The organism is Desulfomicrobium aestuarii (genome assembly GCF_055385525.1).
Genome location: NZ_AP042427.1, coordinates 2,869,552 through 2,894,987 on the forward strand (window position 1 = coordinate 2,869,552; position 25,436 = coordinate 2,894,987).

Annotated in this window: 21 protein-coding genes; 7 read left to right on the forward strand and 14 right to left on the reverse strand. The window is 67.3% G+C overall.

Annotated elements, in window-relative coordinates:
- Positions 1-5 precede the first annotated feature (5 nt).
- The 14 genes from ftsZ to mraZ all read right to left on the reverse strand — a co-directional run bounded on the left by ftsZ (position 6) and on the right by mraZ (position 15,826).
- The gene (ftsZ, locus tag ACZ5AC_RS13175; RefSeq protein ID WP_464248061.1) at positions 6-1,259 is read right to left on the reverse strand and encodes a cell division protein FtsZ; all 1,254 of its coding nucleotides are present in this window, start codon (positions 1,257-1,259) and stop codon (positions 6-8) included.
- A 62-nt stretch (positions 1,260-1,321) separates the two neighbouring features.
- On the reverse strand, positions 1,322-2,551 hold the full coding sequence (gene ftsA / locus ACZ5AC_RS13180; RefSeq protein WP_028576503.1) for a cell division protein FtsA: 1,230 nt from the start codon (positions 2,549-2,551) through the stop codon (positions 1,322-1,324).
- Positions 2,552-2,589: 38 nt separating this feature from the next.
- The gene (locus ACZ5AC_RS13185) at positions 2,590-3,435 is read right to left on the reverse strand and encodes a cell division protein FtsQ/DivIB (protein WP_464248062.1); all 846 of its coding nucleotides are present in this window, start codon (positions 3,433-3,435) and stop codon (positions 2,590-2,592) included.
- 4 nt (positions 3,436-3,439) lie between these two features.
- Positions 3,440-4,807, reverse strand: a complete 1,368-nt coding sequence (gene murC, locus ACZ5AC_RS13190) for a UDP-N-acetylmuramate--L-alanine ligase (protein ID WP_464248063.1) — start codon at positions 4,805-4,807, stop codon at positions 3,440-3,442.
- A gap of 11 nt (positions 4,808-4,818) precedes the next feature.
- Positions 4,819-5,895, reverse strand: coding sequence for an undecaprenyldiphospho-muramoylpentapeptide beta-N-acetylglucosaminyltransferase (gene murG / locus ACZ5AC_RS13195; protein ID WP_464248064.1), 1,077 nt, complete (start codon positions 5,893-5,895; stop codon positions 4,819-4,821).
- A complete protein-coding gene (gene ftsW / locus ACZ5AC_RS13200) occupies positions 5,892-7,013 on the reverse strand; it encodes a putative lipid II flippase FtsW (protein ID WP_464248065.1) in 1,122 nt (373 codons plus the stop codon). The genes murG and ftsW overlap by 4 nt, the downstream gene beginning before the upstream one ends.
- Complete coding sequence (murD, locus tag ACZ5AC_RS13205) at positions 7,010-8,302, reverse strand: UDP-N-acetylmuramoyl-L-alanine--D-glutamate ligase (protein WP_464248066.1); 1,293 nt, start codon at positions 8,300-8,302, stop codon at positions 7,010-7,012. The genes ftsW and murD overlap by 4 nt, the downstream gene beginning before the upstream one ends.
- A gap of 7 nt (positions 8,303-8,309) precedes the next feature.
- Complete coding sequence (mraY, locus tag ACZ5AC_RS13210) at positions 8,310-9,386, reverse strand: phospho-N-acetylmuramoyl-pentapeptide-transferase (RefSeq protein WP_464248067.1); 1,077 nt, start codon at positions 9,384-9,386, stop codon at positions 8,310-8,312.
- On the reverse strand, positions 9,383-10,741 hold the full coding sequence (locus ACZ5AC_RS13215; protein WP_464248068.1) for a UDP-N-acetylmuramoyl-tripeptide--D-alanyl-D-alanine ligase: 1,359 nt from the start codon (positions 10,739-10,741) through the stop codon (positions 9,383-9,385). Before ACZ5AC_RS13215 ends, mraY begins: the two co-directional genes overlap by 4 nt.
- Positions 10,738-12,156, reverse strand: a complete 1,419-nt coding sequence (locus tag ACZ5AC_RS13220) for a UDP-N-acetylmuramoyl-L-alanyl-D-glutamate--2,6-diaminopimelate ligase (protein ID WP_464248069.1) — start codon at positions 12,154-12,156, stop codon at positions 10,738-10,740. Before ACZ5AC_RS13220 ends, ACZ5AC_RS13215 begins: the two co-directional genes overlap by 4 nt.
- Positions 12,157-12,165: 9 nt before the next feature.
- Positions 12,166-14,112, reverse strand: coding sequence for a penicillin-binding transpeptidase domain-containing protein (locus ACZ5AC_RS13225; protein WP_464248070.1), 1,947 nt, complete (start codon positions 14,110-14,112; stop codon positions 12,166-12,168).
- 11 nt (positions 14,113-14,123) lie between these two features.
- On the reverse strand, positions 14,124-14,399 hold the full coding sequence (locus ACZ5AC_RS13230) for a hypothetical protein (protein WP_464248071.1): 276 nt from the start codon (positions 14,397-14,399) through the stop codon (positions 14,124-14,126).
- A complete protein-coding gene (gene rsmH / locus ACZ5AC_RS13235; RefSeq protein WP_464248072.1) occupies positions 14,396-15,358 on the reverse strand; it encodes a 16S rRNA (cytosine(1402)-N(4))-methyltransferase RsmH in 963 nt (320 codons plus the stop codon). The genes ACZ5AC_RS13230 and rsmH overlap by 4 nt, the downstream gene beginning before the upstream one ends.
- Positions 15,359-15,370: 12 nt before the next feature.
- Entirely contained in the window at positions 15,371-15,826 is a 456-nt protein-coding gene (gene mraZ, locus ACZ5AC_RS13240) for a division/cell wall cluster transcriptional repressor MraZ (protein WP_464248073.1), read from the reverse strand.
- Between the two features lie 585 nt (positions 15,827-16,411).
- Here mraZ and ACZ5AC_RS13245 point away from each other — a divergent pair.
- From ACZ5AC_RS13245 to ACZ5AC_RS13275, 7 genes are read left to right on the forward strand one after another with little or no spacing between them, the layout of a single operon-like run.
- Positions 16,412-18,313, forward strand: coding sequence for a proton-conducting transporter transmembrane domain-containing protein (locus tag ACZ5AC_RS13245; RefSeq protein ID WP_464248074.1), 1,902 nt, complete (start codon positions 16,412-16,414; stop codon positions 18,311-18,313).
- A 30-nt stretch (positions 18,314-18,343) separates the two neighbouring features.
- The gene (locus tag ACZ5AC_RS13250; protein WP_464248075.1) at positions 18,344-19,045 is read left to right on the forward strand and encodes a hypothetical protein; all 702 of its coding nucleotides are present in this window, start codon (positions 18,344-18,346) and stop codon (positions 19,043-19,045) included.
- Entirely contained in the window at positions 19,042-20,979 is a 1,938-nt protein-coding gene (locus ACZ5AC_RS13255; RefSeq protein WP_464248076.1) for a proton-conducting transporter transmembrane domain-containing protein, read from the forward strand. Before ACZ5AC_RS13250 ends, ACZ5AC_RS13255 begins: the two co-directional genes overlap by 4 nt.
- On the forward strand, positions 20,979-21,884 hold the full coding sequence (locus ACZ5AC_RS13260) for a respiratory chain complex I subunit 1 family protein (RefSeq protein WP_464248077.1): 906 nt from the start codon (positions 20,979-20,981) through the stop codon (positions 21,882-21,884). Before ACZ5AC_RS13255 ends, ACZ5AC_RS13260 begins: the two co-directional genes overlap by 1 nt.
- Positions 21,881-22,525 (forward strand): hydrogenase, encoded by a 645-nt coding sequence (locus ACZ5AC_RS13265; protein ID WP_464248078.1) that lies wholly within the window; start codon positions 21,881-21,883, stop codon positions 22,523-22,525. Before ACZ5AC_RS13260 ends, ACZ5AC_RS13265 begins: the two co-directional genes overlap by 4 nt.
- Positions 22,522-23,958: a proton-conducting transporter transmembrane domain-containing protein gene (locus ACZ5AC_RS13270; protein WP_464248079.1), complete on the forward strand. Its 1,437-nt coding sequence runs from the start codon at positions 22,522-22,524 to the stop codon at positions 23,956-23,958. Before ACZ5AC_RS13265 ends, ACZ5AC_RS13270 begins: the two co-directional genes overlap by 4 nt.
- Entirely contained in the window at positions 23,955-25,436 is a 1,482-nt protein-coding gene (locus ACZ5AC_RS13275; RefSeq protein WP_464248080.1) for a hydrogenase large subunit, read from the forward strand. Before ACZ5AC_RS13270 ends, ACZ5AC_RS13275 begins: the two co-directional genes overlap by 4 nt.

Here is a 25,436-nt window from a genome sequence, read left to right on the forward strand (position 1 = left end):
GGACCCTAGTCGGCCTGCATGCGGATGAACGAAGGAATCTCGAATTCCTCCTCTTCGAACAGGAACTCGGCGTCATCGCCGCCGTTGACGATCTTGCGCGGCTCGTGACGGCGCTCCTCCACCCCCGACTGGCTCCTGGCCGCGCGGATGTAGGTCGGGACGCTCAGGTCGGCGGCGTCGTTGACCGAGATCTTGCGGGTGCGGGGGCGGATGATGAGGCCCTCGCTCTCGGCAGACTGGCGCCCGCCGCCGGACGCGGGGTTGATGACCGAAATCTTGCCGCCTTTCTCCACCGGCACGTTGCCGTCCTGGATGCCGGTGGCGATGACGGTGATGCGCATCTCGTCCACGCAGTCCATGTCGAAGACAGTACCGAAGTAGATCTTGGCGTCCTCGTGGGCGGCTTCGTGCACGATGCTGGCCGCTTCGCTGACTTCCTCGATGGTCAGGTCCGGACCGCAGGTGATGTTCATGAGCACGCCGCGGGCGCCGTCGATGGTCACGTCCTCAAGCAGCGGGCTGGTGATGGCCTTCAGGGCGGCCTCGCGGGCGCGTCCGTCGCCCGAGGCGATGCCCGTTCCCATCATGGCCAGGCCCATCTCTTCCATGACGGCCTTGACGTCGGCGAAGTCGAGGTTGATGAGGCCCGGCACCATGATCAGGTCGGAGATGCCCTTCACGGCGTGGAAGAGGACCTCGTCGGCCTTGCCCAGCATGTCGACGAAGGAGGCCTTCTTGGAGGCCAGGGTCAGCAGGCGGTCGTTGGGGATGGTGATGATGCTGTCGACGATGTCGCGCAGCTCCTTGATGCCACGCTCGGCCTGCTGCTGCCGGCGCTTGCCTTCGAAAAAGAACGGTTTGGTCACGACGGCCACGGTCAGGGCGCCCATGTCCTTGGCCACCTGCGCGATGACCGGGGCCGCGCCCGTGCCGGTGCCGCCGCCCATGCCGGCGGTGACGAATACCATGTCGCAGTCGCCGAGCACGTCGCGGATCTGGGACTGGCTCTCCAGCGCCGCGTCACGCCCCATGTCGGGGTTGGCGCCGGCGCCCAGGCCCTTGGTCAGCTTGTCGCCGAGCTGGATCTTGAACTCGGCCTTGGAGTGCTTCAAGGCCTGCATGTCCGTGTTGGCCGCGATGAAGGTCACGCCCTGCATGGCGGCCTTGATCATGTTGTTGACAGCGTTGCCGCCGCCTCCGCCCACGCCGATGACCTTGATCAATGCATTGTCTTCGCGTTCGATTTCCAGGAAATCCATACTTCCCCCTAAAACGTTGACGTTGTTCCCTGTCTCCGATTTCCCCGTGTCCCCGATGCCACTCAACTGATGTCGGCGAACCACTTCTTCATGCGCGCCAGAATGGAGTGGAAGATGTTCTTGTCGCGGATGCGGATCTTGTTGTCCCGCCCGTGCTTTTCCGCGCCGTAGAGCAAAAGTCCCACCGCCGTCGCGTACATGGGACTGTCCACCACGTCCTTGAGCCCGCCGACTCCGGCAGGCGAGCCCGTTCTGGTCGGCAGGTTGAAGACCTGCTCCGCCAGCTCCTGTATCCCTTCGATGCGCGACGCGCCGCCCGTCAGGACAACGCCTGCGCCGATGAGCTTCTTGTACCCGGAACGGATCAGTTCCTGATCCACCAGCGCCAGGAGTTCTTCCATGCGCGGCTCGCAGATCTCGGCCAGGACCTGCCTGGTGAGCTTGCGCGGCTCGCGCCCGCCGACGCTGGGCACTTCGATGATCTCGTCCTTCCTGACCAGTTCGGCCAGGGCGCACCCGTACTTGATCTTGATCTTTTCCGCCGCCTGGGTCGGCGTGCGCAGACCGAAGGCGATGTCGTTGGTCAGGTTGGTCCCGCCCAGGGCGATGACCCCCGTGTGCTTGATGGAATTGCCGTGAAAGATGGCGATGTCCGAGGTGCCGCCGCCGATGTCCACCAACGCCACGCCGATCTCGCGCTCCTCGTCCGTCAGCACGGCCTTGGAGGAGGCGAAGGCCTCCAGCACGATGTCTTCGACGTCGAGGCCCGACTTGTGGCAGGACTTGACGATGTTCTGAGCGCTGGTCACCGCGCCGGTCACGATGTGCACCTTCACCTCCAGGCGCACGCCGGCCATGCCCAGGGGATCGGCGATGCCCGACTGGTCGTCGACGATGTACTCCTGGGGCAGGATGTGGATGACCTCGCGGTCCAGGGGGATGGCCACGGCCTTGGCCGCGTCGATGACTCGCTCGATGTCGCGCGCCGTGACCTCGCCGCCCTTGACGGCGATGACGCCGTGGCTGTTGAAGCCCTTGATGTGGCTGCCGGCGATCCCGGCGTACACGGCCCGGATTTCGCAGCCGGCCATGAGCTCGGCCTCTTCGAGGGCCTTCTTGATGGACTGCACGGTCTGCTCGATGTTGACCACCACGCCCTTGCGCAGGCCCGTGGACGGGCTGGTGCCGATGCCGATGATGTCCACCACCCCGTCGGTGCCCACTTCGCCCACGACGGTGCATATCTTGGTCGTTCCGATGTCCAGACCGACGATCAATTCAGACTTGCCCATACTTTCCCTCGTCTCCCGGCGCAGGCCGGCATGAAATCCTAGAGTGTTTGATCCGCGGTGAGCCTTACCCAGGCCCGCTCCGGCGTGACGAACATCAGGGCCGCGCGGCCGAGTTCACCCCGACCGTCCAGATCGGCCCACAGTTTGCCCAGGCACGCCAGGGTGGCGCGCAGATCCGTCCCATCCAACTGTACGAGAACCCTCGGTCTTTCCAGAAAAATGCTGAACTGCTCGGCGCTGTCCTGACGCAGCAGGGCAATCTGGCTCATGCCGAAGGGCAGCGCGTTCCGCGAAACCTCCTCCAGCAGCCGACGCACGCCCGTTCCCACCGGGACGCCTTCCTCCTTCTCCAGGAGTGGCAGGGAGATGAACTTCTCCACGCCCACGGCCACGATGGGCTGGCCGCTCGCGTCGGCGTAGTAGAGCTGCTCGTCGCGGCGGACCAGGAACGCGGGTTCGTGCTCCCTGATCTCGATGGTCAGGCCGTCGGGCAGGATCCGTGTCACGGACACGCTCTCCACCCACTCGCTGGCGGCGATGCGGCGCTGCACCTCGGCGATGTTGATGCCGAGCACGTTCTGGCCCGCGTGCACCCCGCCCAGAACAGCGATTTCCTCGGTGCTCAGACGCCGGCCGCCCTCGATGTGCAGGTTGGTCAGGGCGAAGAACTCGTGGGCCGTGACCCAACGGTAAGACAGCAGGATGGCGAAGCTGACCGCCAGCACAACGGAAATGCCCAGCATCCACTGAGTCAGCGCGAACACGGTACGTCCCAGGCCAAGAAAGACGCCGCCGACCACCGCGCCCGTCTCGACGGGTTTGCGGCGCTCAGTCTTGCGGTGTACGTTTCTGCGTACTTTCTTGCCCAGCACGGCCGTGCTCATGTCCTTATTCCTTTCCCTCAAGATAGTTCTGCCCCACGGTCCAGATGCTGCCCGCGCCCAAAGTCAGGAAAAGGTCGCCTTCACGCAGGATTCCGCCCAGCGCGGCCTGCATGGACGCGAAGTCCTCGAAAAACTGCACCGGCGTCGAGGTCACCTGCCTGATGGCCTGCGCCAGGCTCTGGCCGCTGACCCCGGGTATGGGGGATTCGCTGGCCGGGTAGATCTCCGTCAGCAGCAGCTGGTCCACGCCTTCGAACACCTTGGAAAATTCGCCGAACAGTGCCTTGGTCCGGGTGAAGCGGTGGGGCTGAAAAGCCACCACCAGGCGCTTGTGCGGGTAGCACAGGCGCGCCGTCTCCAGGGTGGCGGCGATCTCCGTGGGGTGGTGTCCGTAGTCGTCGACCACGAGCACGCCCCCGCGCTCGCCCTTGTGCTCGAAGCGCCGCCCGACCCCACCGAAGGCGCCAAGGCCTCGGATGATGTCCTTTTTGGGCACGCCCGCCTCCATGGCCACGCCGATGGCGGCCAGGGCGTTCAGCACGTTGTGCCGCCCGGGGTGGGTCAGGGAGACCTCGCCCCAGAGGTCGCCGCGATTGTAGACCCTGAAGCGCGACCCAGCCTCGCAGGTGATGATCTCGGCCCGAAGGGCGTTGCCCTCCTCGAACCCGTAGGTCAGCACCGGCCGGCGCACTCGCGGCAGCACAGACTGCACGCCCGGGTCGTCGCCGCAGACCACGTTCAATCCGTAGAAGGGGACGCTGTTCATGAAATCGACGAAACTATCGCGTATCTCGTCGAGATCCTTGTAGTAATCGAGATGGTCCGCGTCGATATTGGTGACGACGGACAAGCGCGGCAGCAGGCACAGGAAGGACCCGTCGGATTCGTCGGCCTCGGCGATGAGGTAGCGGCCCTGGCCGAGCATGGCGTTGGTGCCGTAGGCGTTGAGACGGCCGCCGATGATGACCGTGGGGTCGAGGCCGGCTTCCATGAAGATGGTGGCCAGAAGGGACGTGGTCGTGGTCTTGCCGTGGGTGCCGGCCACGGCCACGCCGGTCTTGAGGCGCATGAGTTCGGCCAGCATCTCGGCCCGGGGGATTATCGGCACGCCCTTGGCGCGGGCCTCGACCAGTTCGGGGTTGTCGTCGCGCACCGCCGTGGAGCGGACCACGACCTGCGCGTCGCGCACGTTCTCGCGGGCGTGTCCGGCGTGCACCGTCGCGCCAAGGGATTCGAGCCTCTGGGCCACCTGTCCCTTGACCAGATCGGAGCCCGAGACCTCGTAGCCCAGGGTCAGGAGCACTTCGGCGATGCCGCACATGCCCGCTCCGCCGATGCCCACCATGTGAATTCTCTTGATCTTTGATTTCATGCTCATCTGTTTCAGCCCTTCTTGCCGGCGAGAGTCATCAATTCACGCACGACGCGCTCGCCTGCGTCGGGGATGCCCATGTCGCGCGCGGCCCGGGCCATCCTGGCCAGGGTTTCGGGCATCTGGAAGAGATCGCCCACCGCCGCGGAAAGATTCAGTTCGTCCAGTTGCCGCTGCTGGAAGACCAGGGCCGCCCCCGCCTTCTCAAGCGACCTGGCGTTGTTCAGCTGGTGGTCGTGGGTGGCGTAGGGGAACGGTACCAGGATGCTCGGCTTGCCCGCAGCCGTCAGCTCGGCGATGGTCGTGGCCCCGGCCCGGCAGATGACGAGGTCGGCGAACCGGTAGGCCTCATGCATGTCGGAGATGAAGGGCTCCACCCGCGCCTGCGGGTACTTCTCGGCATAGGCCGCCTTCACGGCTTCAAATTCGTCCTTGCCGGTCTGGTGCCAGATGCCCAGACCGAGGTTCTTCAGCCCGTCGAGTTCCCGCAGCATGAAGCGGTTCAGGGCCGAGGCGCCCTGACTGCCGCCGACGACCAGGATGTTGCGGCCGAGCACCCGCGGCTCGTCGCGCAGGCGGCGGATCTCCGCCCGCACGGGGTTGCCCGTCAGCACGGCCGGGGGCGCCGTGAAAGCCGGGGCATCCATCCCCTTGAAGCTGACCAGCACGCGGTCCACCCTCTTGGCCAGCACCCGGTTGGTTACGCCCGGGACGCTGTTCTGCTCGTGGATGGCCGTGGGGATGCCCATGAGGGAGGCCGCCAGGGTGCAGGAGAAGCCGGCGTACCCACCCAACCCCAGTACGGCGTCGGGCCGGTAGGAGCGCAGGAGCTTCCAGGACTTCAGCAGGCTGCGCCCGAGCCACCAGGCCGTGGCCACGCTCTTCAGGCCGCGCCCCACCACACCTTGGGCAGGCAGCGCCACGAACTCGATGCCGGCCCTGCTCACCCACTGCCCTTCGGGCCCCTTGGTGCCGCCGACGAACAGCAGCTCGCAGCCCGGCACCATCTCGCACACGGACTCGGCCACGGCCAGGGCCGGAAAGATGTGGCCCCCGGTGCCGCCTGTGGTCAGGATGAGCCTCTTCATGCCTTCACCTTGCGCGATAGGTTGAGGAGCACGCCCGCGCAGAAGAAGCCCGCCACCAGATGGCTGCCGCCGTAGCTGATGAACGGCATGGGCACGCCCTTGGGCGGGATGGCGCCCATGACCACGCCCATGTTCAGGAGCCCGCCGATGATGATTATGGAGCCCATGCCGAAGGCGGTGATGCGGTCATGCATGGATTCCTGACGGATGCTGATCATGACCGTCCGCCACAGGACCACGCCGATGAGGATGATGACCAGGGAAATTCCGATGAAGCCCAGCTCCTCCCCGATGACCGACATGATGAAGTCGTTGTGCGCCTCGGGCAGGAAGAAGAGCTTCTGCTTGCCTTCGCCCAGCCCCTGACCCATCCAGCCGCCCGAACCCAGGCCGTAGAGGGACTGCACGAGCTGGTAGCCGGAGTTCTGCGCGTCCTTGAACGGGTCGAGGAAGGAGAAGACGCGCCGGAACCGGTACGGGGAGTTGACCACGAGCAGCGCCGCGGAGACGAGGGCGAGCATGCCGGCCGAGGCAAGAAAGATGATCCGCGTCCCCCCCACCAGGCACATCAGGAACAGCAGGGCCGACAGGAAGACCGCGCCGCCGAAGTCCGGCTGCAGGAGGAGCAGGAAGCACAGAGCGCCGGTCATGAGGATGGGCGGCAGGAAGCCCACGCTGAAGGTTCTGACCAGTTCCTGCTTGTTGGCGAAGAAATAGGACAGATAGAAGACCAGCGCGATCTTTGCCGCCTCCAGGGGCTGGACGGAGAACGGCCCGAGCCGCAGCCACCGGCTGGCGCCTCCCGCCGTGGTCGAAAAGGGAGAGAATATCGTCAGGATCAGCAGGCCAGCGGCCATCAGCAGCCAGATGTACGTGTTGCGGTAGAAGAACCCCATGTTGGCGCGCGCGGCGAAGATCAGCACCGTGAACCCGGCGACCATGAACAGGACCTGCTTCCAGAACAGGGCGTACTTGTCGCCGTAGACCTTCTCGGCCATGATCCCGCTGGCGCTCAGGACCATGATGAGTCCCAGGGAGGCCAGGCTGATGACCGCGCCCAGGAGGATGACGTCGTAGTTCATGAACTGCTTCGCGGCTTCGCGCTGGGTGATCTTCATGCCGTTCCCTCCACCCATTCTCGCACGGCGCGCTGGAAGACCTTGCCCCGCTCCTTGTAGTTGGCGAAGAGGTCGAAGCTGGCCGTGGCCGGCGAAAGGAGCACGCATTCGCCAGGCCTCGCCTCGGAAGCGGCACGGAAAACCGCCTCTTCAAGCGTCGGGTCCCAATGAATCTCCAACCCGCATCCGGCCCAGGCTCCTTCGAAAATTTCCCTCGATTTCCCGAACAGGTAGATCCCGCGCACGCGTTCCCGGATATGCGGCAGCACCGCGGCCAGGTCCCCGCCCTTGAACACCCCGCCGGCCAGCAGGCGCACGGGGCGGTCCTGGCTCTTCAGGGCCGCGATCATGGAGTCGGTGGTCGTGGATTTGGAATCGTCGACAAAGGCGATGTCGCGATGCTCGGCCACGGCTTCCAGGCGGTGCGGCAGGGACGAGAAGCCCTCGATGCCGCGGCGCACGTCGTCCTCGCTCAGGCCGAAATGCCGGCAGACCAGGTACGCGGCCTCCATGTTCTCGCGGTTGTGCTCGCCGGGCAGGCCGGGGCATTCGAACCGCCGGCTGGCCACGAAGTAGATCCGGTTCGCCCTGGTGAAGGAGCGGCCCTCGAGCTCTTCCTTCATGGACAGCGGCGCCACGGCCAGGTCGCGAGCGTCCATGTGCCCGAACATGCTGAGCTTTGCGTCGAGGTATTCCGCCATGGTCTCGTGGTAGTCCAGGTGGTTGGCCGAAAAATTGAGCAGCACGGCGACATGGGGATGGAAGGACGGGGAGTTCTGGAGCTGGAAGCTCGACACTTCGAGCACCAGGAGGTCGGCCCGCTCCTCGCCGGTGACGTAGTCGCTCAAGGGGGTGCCGATGTTGCCGCCCACAAAGACGCTGCGCCCGTTTCGCTCCAGGATGCGGCCGATGAGCGTGGTCGTGGTGGTCTTGCCGTTGGTCCCGGTCACAGCGATGATGGGCTCGGACACGAACCAGCTTGCCAGCTCCAGCTCGGACACCACCTGCGCGCCCTCGGGCAGCAGGGAAGCGACCTTGGTCCGGGGGATGCCAGGGCTCAGCACGACGAGGGTCGCGCCCTGGAAATCTTCCGGCCTGTGCTCCCCGCCGCGGACCTCGAAACCCTGGTCCGTCGGCACGGAGGCGGCCACGGACTCGCTGCGCTCAAGCAGCCGCACCGTGGCGCCGAGGCGGACCAGCAGGCGCGCGGCCGCGATCCCGGACGAACCCGCGCCGAGCACCACCGCCGTGTGCCCGCGAAGCTGATCGCCGTGAATGAACTCGCGCATGTCCGCCCTACCTCAGTTTGAGCGTTCCCAGAGCCATGACCGCAAGCAAGAGCGACAGGATCCAGAAACGGATGATGATTTTCGACTCGTGCACGCCCTTCTTCTCGAAGTGGTGGTGCAGAGGGGCCATGCGGAAAATGCGTTTGCCGCCGCTGACCTTGAAATAGCCGACCTGCAGGATGACCGACAGGGTCTCGACCACGAAAAGCCCGCCCACGACGACCAGCAGGAGCTCCTGCTTGCACAGGATGGCGATGAACCCGAGGGTGCCTCCGATGCTCAGGCTGCCCACATCGCCCATGAAGACCTGGGCCGGAAATGCGTTGAACCACAGAAACCCGAGCCCCGCCCCGATCATGGCCCCGCACAGGACCGCCACCTCGCCCACGCCGGCGATGTAGGCCACCTGCAGGTAGTTGGCCATGTTCACATGCCCGGCCACGTACACGAAGACGGCGAAACACCCGGCCGAGACCACGGCGGGCCCTATTGCCAGCCCGTCCAGGCCGTCGGTCAGGTTCACGCCGTTGGAGGCGCCGATCATGACGAAGACGCCGAAGGGCACGTAGAACCAGGACAGGTCGGGGTTCACGTTCTTGAAGAACGGCACCATCAGCTTGGCGGAGTATTCCGGGAACGAGACCAAAAGGGTCACCGCGCCGATGCTGATCACCAGCTGTCCCAGCAGCTTGGCCCGCGCCGAGAGGCCGTCGTTGTGCTTGCGCACGACCTTCAGGTAGTCGTCGGCGAAGCCCACGGCCCCGAAGCCCACGAAGACCATGATCGTCAGCCACAGGTACTTGTTGGTCAGGTCGCTCCACAGCAGCACGCTCAGCAGCATGCAGAACCCGAAGAGCAGCCCGCCCATGGTCGGGGTTCCGCTCTTGGCCTGATGGTCCGGCCCGCCCTCCTTGATGTACTGCCCGAACTTCAGGCGGCGCAGCCAGCGGATGCACAGGGGGCCGATGATGATCGACAGGATGAGCGCCGTCAGCATGGCGTAGATGGAGCGGAACGTGATGTAGCGGAACACGTTCAGCATGCTGATCTGGTCGCTCAAGGGGTACAGCAGATGGTAGATCACGCCCAGGCCCTCTCCATGAAAGAATAATATTGCTCCATCCTGCACCCGCGCGAACCCTTGAAGAGCATCACGCCGCCCTCGCCGCGCAGACCCGCCAAGGCCTGCAGCAGTTCCTCGCCCGAGTTCACGGACGCAAACACGCCGCCATAGGCGCCCAGTCCGGATTGCACGTCCGACACGTGGCGGCCGTGGAAAAAACAGTGCGTGGCCGGGGTGGCTGCTACGAGGGAACCCAGTTCGCGATGCGCCCTGGCGCTGTCCTCGCCGAGCTCGCGCATCTCGCCCAGGACCAGGACCAGCCGCCGCCCCTGGGCGATCCGCTCGGCCTCCCGGATGGATTGGGCCATGGACACGGGGTTGGCGTTGTAGGTGTCGTCGATGAACAGCCACGAACCTACGTGATTCTGCACGAAGCGTTGCGCCACCGGGCTGAAGGACGCCAGTCCGGCCTCAATGGTGCGCGGCGGGACGCCGAGTTCCATGGCCATGGCCGTGACCGCGGCCACGTTTTCGGGCACGTGAACCGTGGCCGAGACATGCAGGCGCATGTCCCGTCCCTTGGCCCGAAGGGCGTAGAGGATGCCGTCCGGGACGCTCTCCTGCCCGGTGCAGGAATAGTCGGCCCCCGCGCCGCAGCCGGAGAACGTCACCTGCCGCAGGGCTCGTTTCGCGCATTCCCTTGCCAGCAGGGGATAGTCGACGCTGACGCAGGCGAACCCGCCGGCCCTGACATGGTCCAGCAGAACGCTTTTCTGTTCGGCCACGCCTTCAAGGCTTCCCAGGCCTTCGAGATGGCATCCGCCGATGTTGATCAGCAGAGCGGCATCCGGGGCCAGGATGTAGCCGAGTTCGTCCATGTCGCCGGGACGGCTGATGCCCAGCTCGAAAACCCAGAAATCTTCCTGCCCGGACGTTTCGAGGATGGACAGGGGCAGGCCTATCTGGTTGTTCAGGTTGCGGAAATTTTTGGACGCCGAGCCGTGCAGGGACAGGACCTGGGCCAGCATCTCCTTGACCGTGGTCTTGCCGGCCGAACCGCTGACGCCCACGACCCGGGCAGAGGAGCGCTCGCGCCAGCTGCGGGCGAGGCGCCCAAGGGCCAACGTCGTGTCCCGCACCAGGAGCACCGGCACGGGCAACTCCAGGGGGGTGCTGGCGACCACGGCGGCAGCCCCGTTGTCCACGGCCTGGCGGGCGAACTCGTGCCCGTCGAGCTTCTGGCCGACGATGCAGAAGAACAGGTCGCCGGACTGCACGGCGCGGCTGTCGATGCTGACCCGCCGGATCACTCGCTCGTGATCCTGGTCGATGCTCGCGCCCATGGCGGCGGCGATGTCCTGCAGGGTCATGTTCATGCCAGGTGCTCCAGAACCGCTTCGAAATCCGAAAAGTGACGTTTCTCCGTGCCCACGATCTGATAGTCCTCGTGCCCCTTGCCGGCGATGAGCAGCGCGTCGCCGGGGCGCATGGCGTCTATGGCCAGCCCGATGGCCTTGCGGCGGTCGGCCTCGCGCAGGACGTGCCCGGCGCCGTTCAGCCCCGGCTCGATCTGGTCGAGGATGGACTCGGGGTCTTCGGTCCGCGGGTTGTCCGAAGTCATGACCACCACGTCGGCGTGGCGCGCCACGGCCCGGCCCATGAGGGGACGTTTGGTGGCGTCGCGGTCCCCGCCGCAGCCGAAGACCGTGATGAGGCGGGCGAAGCCCATGGCCTTCAGGGCCACGGACACCTTTTCCAGCGCGTCGGGCGTGTGAGCGTAATCGACGAAGATGTCGAGGCCGCGATCGTTGGGCACCCGCTCCAGCCGCCCCGGCGCCCCGACGGCGCCGGCCAGGCACTGCAGTGCGCCGGCGTCGAGGCCCAGCAGCAGCCCGGCGCCCATGGCCGAGAGCAGGTTGTAGGCGTTGTGCCGCCCGACCAGGGGGGTCTTCAGCTCGAAGGCGGCACCGCCGTGGCTCATGGCCAGTTGCATGCCCCACGTGCCGTAGGATCTGATTTCCGCCCGGAGCTGCGCGTCGGCGGCCTCGATGCCGAACCCGAGCAGGTCGGGACGCACGGCCTTGAGCCGCCTTCCGTACTCGTCGTCCATGTTGACCAGCCCCGTGGCGCAGCGTTCCTCGCCCAGGAACAGACGGGCCTTGGCCTCGAAATACCGTTCCATGTCGCCGTGGTAGTCCAGATGGTCCTGGGTCAGGTTGGTGAAGACGCCGACTTCCACGGGCAGGCCCGCCAGGCGCTGCTGGTCCAGGGCATGGGAGGACACCTCCATGACCAGGCACTCGACGCCGTCGCGCGTCATGCGGCCGACCAGTTCGTGCAGGCTCAGGCAGTCGGGGGTGGTCATGGCGGCCGGGATGTCCGTACCCGGCCAGGAACAGCGCACCGTGCCGATGAGGCCTGCGGAAATGCCGTTTTCCCGCAGCAGGTGATGCACCAGGTGGGCGGTGGTCGTCTTGCCGTTGGTGCCGGTCACGCCGATGACCCGCGGCAGGCGCTCTTCCGTGCCGAAAGCCGCGCGCGCAAGCAAGCCGAGGGTCCTGGCCGGGTCGGCCACGGGCAGATAGGCCACACCCTCGCGCGGAGTCACTTCGGCGGCCGATCCATGAACCACGACGCGCGCGCCGCGGGCCACGGCGTCATCGATGAAGCGCGCCCCGTCAACCTTCGTGCCGGAAAGCGCGACAAAGACATCGCCGGCCTGCACCCTGCCCGAGTGGGTGCGCAGGCCGGTTCCGTTTCTGAGCATGTCCAGCACGTTTTCGAGATTCATACCGCCGTCCTATCCTGGCTGGTAGGCCAGCCAGAGCTGACACTGCTTGTCCGCCGGCCATTTCTCGCCGGGGAGGGGTTTCTGTTTGCCGACGATGACGCCCTGCCCGCTGATCTTGGGCACGATCCCGTGCCCCACCAGAATTTCCAGCGCTTCGCGCACGGTGGCGCCCTGCAGGTCGGGCATGGATTCCGCGTCGGCCACCATGCTCTGCTGGCGCTCCACCGGGCCTGCGAAACGCTGCGGCCGGGCCTGCGCCTGGGCGACCTGAACCGCGGGAGGCTCCACCGGGGCCGTCAGCATGCCCGTTGCGGTCAGGAGCTGCACGCCTACATTGCGCACTTCCGGGGCCACCAGCACGCCGCCGTAGTGCCCGGCCTGCGGCTCGTCAACGAGCATGTAGACCAGGTAGCGGGGCTTCTCGGCCGGGAACACGGCAACGAAGGAGGCCACGTACTCCCCGCCGTAACCGCCAGTTGGGCTGGCCTTCTGGGCCGTGCCCGTCTTGCCGGCCATGCGCACGCCTTCGATGCGCGCCTGGGTGCCGGTGCCGTCCAGCTGGACCACCTCCTCGAGCATGGCCATGACCTGTGCGGCCACCTCCCGATCGAAGACGCGCACGCCCTCGACGGGGCGGCCGGGCTCGTGCAGGAGCCGCAGCGGGATGCGTACCCCGCCGTTGGCGATGCACAGGTAGGCCTCGGCCATCTGCAGCATGGTCACGCCGAGCCCCTGCCCGAAGGCCATGTTGGCAAGTTCGACCTCGCGCCACTGGCGTGCGGGCCTGAGCAGCCCGGCCGACTCGCCGGCCAGGGGCAGGCCCACCGGGCGTCCGAAGCCGAGGGCCTGAAGGTACCGGCTGTATTTCTCCGCCCCCATGGCCAGCCCGATCTTGGCCGACCCGATGTTGCTGGAGTAGCGGACGATCTCGTTCACGGTCAGGTTCTCGTACTTGTGCGTGTCCTTGATGCGGCGTCCCTTGACGCTCCACTTGCCGTTCTCGCAGTAGTACTTGGTGGAGGGCTGGCAGACCTTTTCCTGCAGCGCCGCCGCGACCATGACGGGCTTCATGGTCGACCCGGGCTCGAAGATGTCCACGGCGATGCGGTTCTTCCATTCGCCGCTGACCTTCTGCACCGAGTTGGGGTTGAAAAGCGGATAGTGCACCCAGGCCAGGATATCGCCCGTGGGCACGTCGACCACCAGGGCCATGCCGGTCTTGCCCTTGGCCCTGGCCACGCTGCGCGCCAGGGCGTCCTCGGTGGCCAACTGCACCTGGCTGTCGATGGTCAGACGCAGATTCTGCCCGTCGAAAGAAGCCCTGTCCTCCCCGTCGATCGAGGACAGCCGGTTGCCGGCGGCGTCGCGCTGGACCGTGTACTTGGTCGAGGACGGGGCGAGATGGTCGTTGAAGGCCTTCTCCAACCCCTCGATGCCCTTGCCGTCCATGTTCACGAAACCGAGCAGCTGCCCGGCCATGTGCCCCTGCGGGTACTGGCGGGAATTCTCGGCCTCGAGATACACCCCGGGCAGGGCCTCCTCGCGGACCGCCGAGGCCTGCGCGTCGCTGATCTTCCTGGCCACCCACACGAAGCGCTTCTTGGTCTTGAGCTGCCCGGCCACGTCGCCGGGGTTCAGGCCGAGAATCTTGCCCAGGCGCTGGGACACCGCCCAGACGTCGCCGACCTCGTTCGGCCGCACGTAGACCGACGGGCTGGCGATGGACTTGGCCAGCAGCAGCCCGTTTCGGTCGAAAATCTCGCCGCGCTTGCCGGACACCGTCTCCGAGGCCCAGTACTGCCGGTTGGCCATCTTGGCGTATTCGGGACCCTTGACCACCTGCACGTGGTAGGCGCGCGCCCAGAGCCCCATGAGGGCCGAAGCGAAAAGAACCCCGGCAAAGATGATCTTGCCGCGGCTCCAGTCCCTGGGTGGTTTGCTTCCTGTCTTGGCCACGATTGCCTCGCCTACTCCTGCAAGGTGCGGATCTGGTCGCGATGCGGCGGACGCAGCCCGGCCCCTTCGGCCCTGGCGCGCAGCGTCGGCGGCGCGAGCAGGTACTGGCGCTCCACCTGCAGCTTCGAATGCTGATCCCGCTTTTCCTGAAGATCACGTTCCAGGGTCTTGAGCTCGTAGGACAGGTCGACTCTCTCGATGTTGACCCAGACGAGCCCCAAACCCAGAACGATGGTCGTCACAAACACGAGCCCCAAGCCCAGAAACCCCGAGCCCAGGCCCTTCACTCCCCACCCCCTGCGATGCGCTCCGCCACGCGCAACTTGGCGCTGCGGCTGCGGCTGTTGACCCGCATCTCCTCCTGGCCCGGCAGCAGGGGCTTGCGGAAAGGCAGGCGGAGCCTCTTCTCGTGACCGCACGTGCATACGGGGTACTCCCGCGGACACAGGCAGCCCGTGCTCTCCGTGCGGAAAGCGCGCTTCACGATGCGGTCCTCCAGGGAGTGGAAGGATATGACGCAGATGCGCGCGCCGGGGCGCAGGTGATCAACGATGCGCGCCAGAAAATTCTCGACCTCTTTCAGTTCCTGGTTGACTTCCAGCCGCAGGGCCTGGAACGTCTTGGTCGCGGGGTGGTTGCGGGCCAGGGCGCGGCGCTTGGCCGGGTAGGCGGCGGCCACGATGCGGGCAAGCTCCAGGGTGGTCTCGATGGGGGCCTTTTCCCGGGTCTCGACGATGGCGCGTGCGATGCGCCCGGCCATGGGCTCCTCGCCGTAGTCCCACAGGAGCTGGCGCAGACGTTCGAAGGAGGCGCCGTTGACGATGTTCGAAGCGGGCTCACCGCCTGACCCCGGATCCATGCGCATGTCAAGAGGCCCGTCGTGCAGGAAGGAAAAACCCCGCTCCGGGCTGTCGAGCTGCAGGGACGAAACCCCGAGATCGGCCACGACCCCGTCCAGAAGGTCCCAGCCGATCTCCCGCAACGCGCCGGAAAAATTCTGGAACGACGTGTGCGCCAGCTGCACGTTCTCCCCGTAGCGGGCGAGCCGCTCACCGGCCTTACGCAGGGCCTGCATGTCGCGATCCAGGCCAAGGAGGTGGGCCTGACCGCCGGTCAGCTCCATGAGCCGCGCGGCGTGCCCGCCAAGGCCCAGGGTGGCGTCCATGTAGTAGCCGCCCGGCTTGGGTTCGAGCCAGTGCATGACCTCGTCGATCATGACCGGGATGTGTTCGGAGTATGCGTCCATGGCCCCTTCGGATCAGAACCGGAGTTCGAAGCCGTTGCCGGCCAGATCGTCCATGACCTGGTCGAAATTCTCCTGCATGGCCGTGCGCTGCGCCTCGAACCGTTCCAGATCCCAGATCTCGAACTTGCGGCCCACGCCGGCCAGGACGATGTCCTTCTGGAGTCCGGCGTAGTTGCGCAGATGAGGCGGGATGAGGACGCGCCCCTGCTTGTCCAGGGTCACCTCGGCCGCTCCGGAGATGAAGAACCGGTGGAAGTCCCGCACGCGACGGTCGGCCATGTTCAGCTTGGAAAAACTCTGCTCGATCTGCTCCCACTCGGGCAGGGGGTAGGCGGCCACGCAGTCGTCGAAATTCGTCAGGATGAGCTTGCCCTCGGGCGACTGGGCGAACACCTCGTCACGGAACTCCGGGGGAAGCATGAGCCGCCCCTTCGGGTCCTGCGAACGATGTGAATGCCCTCTGAACATGTTTTTCCCTCACCCTTTCCCACTTTTTACCACTTTTTACCACTCTTACTCACGCACCTCCCGGCGAGTCAAGCCATTCCACCACTTTTACTCAAGGTGGACGCGAAAAAAAATGCGCCTCTCCCCCCGCCCCGACCTGGCGTTTCCGCGTGCCGACCGGGACGGCCCGCACTCCGGACGGTTCGAGTTCGCCCCTGCACTGAGACGGGTTGGCCACTGAGGTGCGGCTGAAAACCGGGCACGCCGCCGTCTTCGACTCCCTGCACAAAAATTTCCACTGCCTCCCCTCAATTCCTTGACTCGCAATTTTGAGAGGCATATCCACTGGAGTGGAAAAGATAACCTATGCTCTGCGGTCGGAAATGCCAGCCTGATCGCAGTTTGTGATTTCCGGCATGCACGGATCAGAACACGGACATGCCGCAAGGATGCAATGCGCCGCATCACGGAGAACACAACGATCTTCTCTAATATTTTACTGCGTAATTTGTCGAATAAACAGAACAAACAGGATTTTGACCCAGGCGTACAAGAATGGACGTCACAGTTCTTCTCTCCTGCGCGGCAGCAGGAATGCTTACAGGAATGGCCGCAAGCCATTCCTTTCCACGTGGATGGCTGGCCGCCACCCTCGGAGGAACGGTATGCGCCCTCCTTGCCGCGAGCATGATCCTGTCGGGCCATTCCGCCTGGGAGTGGCGCAGCGGGTGGGAGGTCGGAGGTGAGCGTTTGCTGGTGCGCCTCGATGAAATCAGCGCATTTTTCCTGCTCCTTTTGAGCGTCGTCGGGTTCGCCGGCGCCGTCTACAGCCGGGAATACCGGCCCGAAGACCGTCACCCGCGCTCGGCCCGCGCCGGCCGCATGTGGTGGAACGCGATGGTCATGAGCATGGGTCTGGTGCTGACTGCGGGCAACGGCCTGCACTTCCTCCTGGCCTGGGAATGCTTTGCCCTGAGCGCCTATTTCCTCGTCACCCTTGACCGCGCCAATGCCGAGGTGCGGTCCGCCGGCTGGGTCTATCTGGCCGCCTCCCACGCCGGCACGCTGGCGCTCTTCGCCTTTTTCGCCACCCTGGCCGCACACACCGGGACGTGGGAACTGGGGCCAGTGCACCATCTCCCTGACCTTGCCCGCCTCTACTGGCTCGCGCTGCTGGGTTTCGGCATCAAGGCCGGCGTCTTCCCCCTGCACATCTGGCTCCCCGCGGCCCATGCCAACGCCCCGAGCCACGTCTCGGCCCTCATGTCCGGTGTGGCCATCAAGATGGGCATTTTCGGCCTGGTCCGCTTCGGCTCCTGGCTGCCCATGCCTGTGGGCGCCGGCTGGGTCGTGGCCGGTCTGGGCTGCGCCAGCGCCGTCCTCGGGGTGGCCTTCGCCCTGGGCCAGCACGACCTCAAACGCTTGCTGGCCTATCACAGCGTGGAGAACATCGGCATCATCCTCATGGGCCTGGGCTTCGCCATGATCGCCGCGTCCCAGGGTCGGCCGGAGTGGGGCGGTCTGGCCCTGGCCGGCGGCCTGCTCCACGTCTGGAACCATGGCCTCTTCAAGGCCCTGCTCTTCCTGGGGGCCGGCTCGGTGCTCCACGCCGTCGGGACGCGCGAAATGAGCCACATGGGCGGCCTGTGGCGGGCCATGCCCTGGACCGCCGGGTTCTTCACTCTCGGGGCCATGGCCATCTGCGGCCTGCCGCCCCTGAACGGCTTCGTCAGCGAGTGGCTGGTCTTTTCGGGCCTGTTCGACGCGAGCCGGCATCAGACCGGGGCTATCCTGGGCGCAGTGCCCGCGGCCGTCCTGCTGGGGGCGACCGGCGCCCTGGCCCTGGCCTGCTTCGTCAAGGTCTGCGGGGTCGTCTTCCTCGGCGCGCCCCGGGCCGAGGCCGCCGGAAAAGCCCGCGAGTGCGGCCCGGGCATGCGCGGGGCCATGGCTGTCCTGGCGGGGGGGTGCCTGGCCATCGGCCTCGCCCCGGCCCTCTTCTGGCCGATGCTCATGCGCGTGGCCACGGCCTGGTTCGGGCTCGGGACGCCCCTGGACATCCCCAACCGCCTGACGCCGTTGGGCGCGGCCCACGCGCTGATCGCACTGGCCGCCCTGGCTGCGGGTGTCCTGGCCTGCCGGCTCCTGCGGCAGCGCACGACCAGGGCCGTCACCTGGGACTGCGGCTACGCCGAACCCTCGCCGCGCATGCAGTATACCGCCGGGTCCTTCGCAGGCATCATCACCGGCTGGTTCGACTGGATCCTGCGGCCCGCAGTCCACGCGGAACCGCCCGAGGACTTCTTTCCGGCCCATGCGTCCAGATCATCGCACACGCCCGAGACGGTCCTTGAACGGATCGTCAGACCGTGCGGGCTGGCCATCCTCAGACTTTCGGATCTGGCCAGGTGGTTCCAGCACGGCAGGACCCAGGCCTATATCCTCTATCTATGCGCGGCCATCCTGGCGCTGGCCCTGGCCATCCCCCTGAGCGGCGGGACGCATCCCTGATCCATCAACCTTCACGCATCGACAACGGACATGTATCTCAACCTCATTCAGATCGCCGAGTCCTTTGGTGTCTCGGAACAGCTCGTCCTCGAGTGGGTCAGAAACGAAGGCATGCCCCACGTGCATGACCGCGACCGCATCCTCTTCGAGCAGGACCAGGTCATGACCTGGGCGGCCCGCAACGGCCTGGCCGCCAACACGGGCTTCCTCGCCCAGCCGACGCCGGCCCTGGCCTCGAACCTGAACCTCGCCGCCCTGGTCCGGCGCGGGGGGATATGGCGCGACGTGACGCCCGGCGACCTTCCGGGCGTCCTCGAACGCATCGTCCGGGGCCTTCCCGGCGTCTCCCCGGCCGTGCACGGCATGCTCGCCCGACGCATCTGCACCCCGGAGGGGCTGACCATTGCGCCGACCGGCAGGGGCTTCGCCCTGCCCCACCCGGCCAGGGGCGTCTTTCTCGGCGAAGCCTGCGCCCTGGTCTCGCTCATCCTGCTGAGCGCCCCCCTCGAAGGGACCAAGGGTCCCGACGCAGTCCCCGTCACGCGGCTGCTCTTCTTCATCTCGCCCACGCCGCGCCTGCATGTGGACATGCTCGGCCTGCTGGCCCGCAGCGTCGCGTCGGGAGTGCTGAGCACCGCGTTGGACCAGGCGGCAGACGACGAGACCGTGCTGCAGGCCCTGGTCGAAGGCAGCGGACATGCCGTCCCCTTGAGATCCGGGGGGAGACGATGACCTCCGCACTGCTCGGCACGGCCGCCCTGGCCCTTGTCCTGGCCTGCGCTGTGGGGGCGCGTCCGCGCCTCTGGCTCGGGCTCAACAGCCTCGGAACCCTGGCCGGCCTGGGCGCGGCCGCAACCGTCCTGACGGGCGGGCAAGGCTGGGCATTGAGAAGTTCCCTGGCCCCTGGCGGGGAAAACGTCTTTTTGACCCTCGACGCGTTGAGCGCCCTCTTCCTGGTCCTCGTCTGTCTGACGGGGGGACTCGGCGCCCTCTATGCATCCGAATACTGGCCCGACGACCACTTCCCGCGCTCCGCGCCCCGGGGGAGGTCGTGGTGGAGCGCCCTCGTGCTGTCCATGGGCCTGGTCCTGACCTGCGCCAACGGGCTGCACTTCCTCTTCGCCTGGGAAGCCTTCGCCTTGAGCGCCTACTTCCTCATCACCCTGGACAGGGAGCGTTCCGAAGTGCGCCGGGCCGGATGGCTCTATCTGGCCGCCTCCCACGCCGGGACCATGGCCCTCTTCGCGTTCTTCTCGGCCCTGGCCGCAGGTGTCGGGACCTGGGACCTGGGGCCCCTGCGCGACCGCCCCGACCTGGCCCCGCTCTTCTGGCTGGCGCTCCTGGGCTTCGGGGTCAAGGCGGGCATGTTCCCCCTGCACATCTGGCTGCCCTCGGCCCACGCGGGCGCGCCGAGCCACGTCTCGGCCATCATGTCCGGCGTGGCCGTCAAGATGGGCGTGTACGGCATCGTCCGTTTCTCCGGCTGGCTGCCCGTGCCCGACGGCGCGGGCTGGACGGTGCTCGGCATCGGCTGCGCCAGCGCCCTCGTTGGCATCGTCTTCGCCATGGCCCAGAACGATATCAAGCGCCTGCTGGCCTACTGCACCGTGGAAAACGTCGGCATCATCCTCATCGGCCTGGGCCTGGCCCTGCTGGCCGCGGCCCACGGGCACCCCGTCTGGGGGCAGGTCGCCCTGGCCGGGTCCCTGCTGCACGTCTTCAACCACTGCCTCTTCAAGTCCCTGCTCTTCTTCGGCGCCGGCTCGGTCCTGCACGCCACGGGCACCCGGGACATGAGCCGGCTGGGCGGGCTGTGGCGGGCCATGCCGTGGACCGCGGCCCTCTTCGCCATGGGCGCGGCCGCCGTGTCCGGCCTGCCGCCGCTCAACGGCTTCGTCAGCGAGTGGGCCATCTACCAGGGCCTGCTCAAAGCCGTGGCCCAGAAGGGCGAGACCTTCGGCGTACTGCCGGCCGTCATCGTCCTGGCAGGAACCGGAGCCATGGCCCTGGGCGCGTTCGCCAAGGCCTCGGCCATCGTCTTCCTCGGCGCGCCCCGGGGCAAGACCTCGGGACACGCCACCGAATGCGGCCTCGCCATGCGCGCGGCCATGGTCGTCCCGGCCGCCGTCATGCTCTGCGTCGGTCTCATGCCCGGCTTCTTTCTGCATCTGGTGCAGGGGTGCATCGCCGACTGGACGCCGCAATGGGCCGCTTCCGCGCCTCCCATCCCGGCCCGGGCGATCGGTGCGGCGCACACGGCCCTGGCCTGCGCCCTGGCCGCCGCAGCCATCTTCGCCCTGCGCAAGGTACGGGCGGGCGGCATCCGCCGTGGCCCCACCTGGGACTGCGGCTATGCGGCCCCGACCGCGCACATGCAGTACACCGGCGGCTCCTTCGCCGGCATCGTGACCGGCTGGTTCCGGTGGCTGCTGCGCCCCGACAGGCGCATCCGCCGGGTCCGCGGCTATTTCCCGGAATCGGCCCTGGCCCTGGAGCGGGTTCCCGAAACCGTGCTGGAAAAAGGCGTCGGGCCCGCGGCCAGAGCCGTCATGCTTCTGGCCGACGCGGCGCGGGGCCTGCAGCACGGCCGTCTGCACCTCTATATTCTGTATGTTTTCCTCGGGGTCACGGCGCTGGGGATGCTGGTCTTCCAGGGAGGGATGTGATGTCCGCGATGTTGGATCTTTCGTTGCGCCTGCTGGCCTGGCTGGTCCTGGCGCCGCTGCTTCCCGGCGTCATCAACAAGGTCAAGGCCTGGGTGGCCGGCAGGCAGGGGCCGCCCGTGCTCCAGCTCTACTTCGACCTGGCCCGCCTGTGGCGCAAGGGCGTGGTCGTCAGCACCCTGGCTTCGCCAGGCTTCGTCATCGCCCCGGCCGTGGCCTGGGTGGCGGTGGTCGGAGCCGCCCTGCTGCTGCCCCTGGCCGGGGCCGGGGCGCCGGCTTCCTTCGACGGCGACGTGCTGCTCCTGGTCTACCTCCTGGCCCTGGCCCGCTTCTGCACGGCCTGGGGCGCCATGGAAACCGGCTCGGCCTTCGAGGGCATGGGCGCGGCCCGCGAGGTCAGCTACGCCGTGCTGGCCGAGGTCGGCATCATCACCGCCGTCCTGACCCTGGTGGTGCAGTCCGGCAGCATCTCCCTGTCGTCCATGTTCGCGCCGCTGCCCGGACCCAGCGCGGCCCTGCTGGCCGTGGGGCTCTTCATCATCCTGCTGGCCGAAAACTGCCGCGTGCCCTTCGACGACCCCAACACGCACCTGGAGCTGACCATGATCCACGAGGTCATGGTCCTGGACCACAGCGGGCCGCCCCTGGCCATGATCCTGCACGGCGCGTCGGTCAAACTCATGCTCTTCGCCGTCCTCCTGGCCCAGGCCGTGCTGCCCCTGTCGGAACTGCCCCTGCCGGCGTCCGTGGGCGTCCTGGCCCTGGCCGTGCTGCTGACGACCGTGGCCGTGGGTCTGGTGGAGTCCCTGACGGCGCGACTGGCCTTCCGCCGGGTGCCGCTCCTGCTGACCATCGGCTTCCTGTTCTGCCTCTTCCCGCTGCTGCTGACCTGGATGGGTGACATATGAACGATTACCTCAATCTCCTCATCGGCCTGGCCATGGGGCTCAATCTCCTGGCCCTGGGCACCAGCCGCCTGCCCGTGCTGATCCGCGCCGTGGGCGCCCAGGGCGTGCTCCTGGGCCTGGTGCCCCTGGTCCTCGAAGCCCACGAACTGGACTGGCGTCTGGTGCTCATCACCATGGCCACGGTGGCCGGCAAGGGCTTCCTCATCCCGGGCCTGCTGCACCGCGCCATGCGCACGGCCAACATCGCCCGCGAACTGGAGCCCTACATCGCCTACATCCCGTCCCTGCTGCTGGGGGCCGGGGCGACCATCGCGGCCGTGGCCCTGGCCCGCCACCTGCCGCTCCTGCCCGAGCACGCCGGCACCCTGCACGTGCCCGGGGCCATCGCCCTGATCCTGACCGGCTTCATCCTGCTCATCGGCCGGACCAAGGCCATCTCGCAGGTCTGCGGCTACCTGATCCTGGAAAACGGCATCTACCTCGCGGGGCTCCTGCTCATCCGGTCGACCCCGATCCTGGTGGAGTTCGGCATCCTCCTCGACGTCACCGTCGGCATCTTCGTCATCGGCATCATCGTCGACCGCATCCAGCGGGCCTTCGATTCCCTGGACACCCGCAAACTCACGGCGCTGCACGAATGAACTCCATGCTCCTGATCCTCATCCCCCTGGCCGGCGCGGCCCTGGCGGCAATCTGGCCCGACAGGCGCACACGCCCCTTGCTGCTGCCCGCAGTCGGCGCCGCGCACTTCGCCCTGTGCCTGTGGCTCATGGCCGCCCCGCCAGCGGTGGACCCTGCCGCGTGGCTGGCCTTCGACGCCCTGGCCCGGGCCATCCTGCCCGGCGTGTCCCTGCTCTTCCTGGTCTGCGCCTGCTACGCGGCCAGCTACCTCCGGCTCAAGGAGCAGGGCAACAGGGTCTTCGTCGCGGCCCTGCTCCTGGTCCTGGGCCTGCTGAGCGCCGGGCACCAGGCCAGGCACCTGGGCATCCTGTGGATCGCCACAGAGGCCGTGACCCTGGCCTGCGTCCCCCTCATCCATTTCACGGGCACGCCGCGCGCCTTCGAGGCCACCTGGAAATACCTGCTGGTGGGCGGCACGGGCATCGCCCTGTCCCTGCTCGGGTCCATCTGCCTGGGCTACGCCTCCCTGCACGGCGGCGGGTCCGGAGACATCACCTTCACGGCCCTGCTGGCCCACGGCCCGAGCCTGTCCAAAGCCTGGGTCCTGACGGCCTGGGTGCTGCTGCTGGTCGGGTACGGCACCAAGATGGGCCTGGCCCCCATGCACACCTGGAAGCCCGACACCTACGGCGAGAGCCCCGGCCTCGTCGGCGCGCTGCTGGCGGGCGGGGTGACGTCGGTGGCCTTCACGGCCATCCTGCGCGTCAAGTCGGTCATCGACGCGGCCGGGGAAGGGGCCATGGCCGGCCGGAGCCTCCTGGCCCTGGGCCTCTTCTCGACCCTGACCGCGGCCCTCTTTCTGCTGCGCACCCGCGACTTCAAGCGGATGCTCGCCTATTCGAGCATCGAGCACATGGGCATCCTGTGCATCGCCGCGTCCTTCGGCAGCGCCGGGGTCTGGGCGGCCCTCTTTCATGTCTGGAGCAACGGGCTGACCAAGGGCACCCTCTTCCTGAGCGCCGGCAATCTGCAGCGGGCCGCGGGCTCGGCCTCCATGGACGACGCGCGGGGCATGTCCAGAATACTGCCGCACAACTCCAGGCTCTTCGTCGCGGGCATGTTCGCCATCACGGCCTGTCCGCCCTTCGGCCCCTTCTTCAGCGAACTGCTCATCGTCCGCACCGGCCTGACGGCCGGTCACCCCTGGGCCATCGGCCTCTTCCTGGTCTGTCTGCTGCTGGCGTTCTTCGGGCTGTCCCACGTGGTCTTCGCCATCGTCGACGGCAGGCCGCGCCTGAAGAAGCCCGACCCGGTCCACCTGCGCGAGACGGCAGGCCTCGTTCTGCCGCCGCTGGCGCTGCTGGTCGCATCGCTCTGGCTCGGCCTCTTCACCCCGGCCATCCTCAAGGATGCCTGGTCCGCAGCAGTCCTTCAACTCTTCCCACTGCCATGAACACACTCGCACCGTTTTTCTCCTTCGCCAACGCATCCAGAGTCTCCTGGGCCTCTGTCCCGGTCTTTTCGGTGACCAAGCTCGTCCGCCTGACCGGCGAACTGATCCGGGGCGGCGCGCGCCTCGTGGCCTGGTTCGGGGTGCCGGACCACGACGAGACGACCCTGGTCGCCATCCTGGCCATGGACGACGACAGCGTCCTCGGCGTGGCCCGCAGCGAACCCGTCAGCGGCTCGTACCCGTCCCTGACGCCCAGGTTCCCCCAGGCCCACCTCTTCGAGCGCGAAGTCTGGGAGCAACACGGCCTGGTCCCCGTCGGGCACCCGTGGCTCAAGCCCGTGCGCCACGCCAACGGCAACGCGCCGGCCAACGCGCCCTTCTTCCGCGTGGACGGCGGCGAGGTGCACGAGGTGGCCGTGGGCCCGGTGCACGCAGGGGTCATCGAGCCCGGGCACTTCCGCTTCCAGTGCGCCGGCGAGGAGGTCATGCACCTCGAGATCGCCCTGGGCTACCAGCACCGCGGCGTGGAGGAGGCCCTGACCGGCGGTCCCCATCGCGGGACCATGTGCCAGATGGAGGCCGTGGCCGGCGATACGACCATCGCCCACGCCACGGCCCACGCCATGGTCATGGAGGCCCTGGCCGGCGTCGAGGCGCCCCTGCGGGCCCAGTGGCTCAGGTCCGTGGCCCTGGAGCTCGAACGCCTGGCCAACCACACCGGCGACATGGGCGCCCTGGCCCTGGACGTGGCCTTCCTGCCAACCTCGGCGGCCTGCGGCAAGATCAGGGGCGATTTCCTGAACCTGACGGCCCTGCTGTGCGGCAACCGCTTCGGCCGCGGCCTGATCCGGCCCGGCGGGTGCGTGCACGACCTGGAGCCGGAGCGTCTGGCCACCATGGCCGAGCGCCTGAAGACCCATATGGCCGATGTCGAGCAGGCCATGACATGGTTCTGGGACGCGGCCTCGGTGCGAGTGCGTTTTCGTAACGTCGGAGTCGTGCACCCGCCCCAGGCCGTGGCCATCGGGCTGGTGGGCCCCGCAGCGCGGGCCTGCGGACTGGTCCGCGACGTGCGCTTCGACCACCCGGCGGGCTGGCACCGCTTCTCCCAGGCCCCGGTGGCGGTATGGCCCAGCGGCGACATCTTCGCCCGGGCCAGGGTGCGTTCGCTCGAAGTCCAGCGCTCGGGCCGCTATCTTTTCGAACAGCTGGCCGAACCCGTAGACGGGGAGCTGCGCACCGAGCTTGGGGCCCCTCATCCCGAAGCCCTGGCCGTGGCCCTGGTGGAGGGGTGGCGCGGCGAGGTCTGCCACGTGGCCCTGACCGGCCATGACGGACGCTTCCGGCGCTACAAGATCAAGGACCCGTCCTTCCACAACTGGTCCGGCCTGGCCCTGGCCCTGCGCGGCACGGCCGTCTCGGACTTTCCCATCTGCAACAAGAGCTTCAACCTGTCCTACTGCGGGTTCGATCTGTAA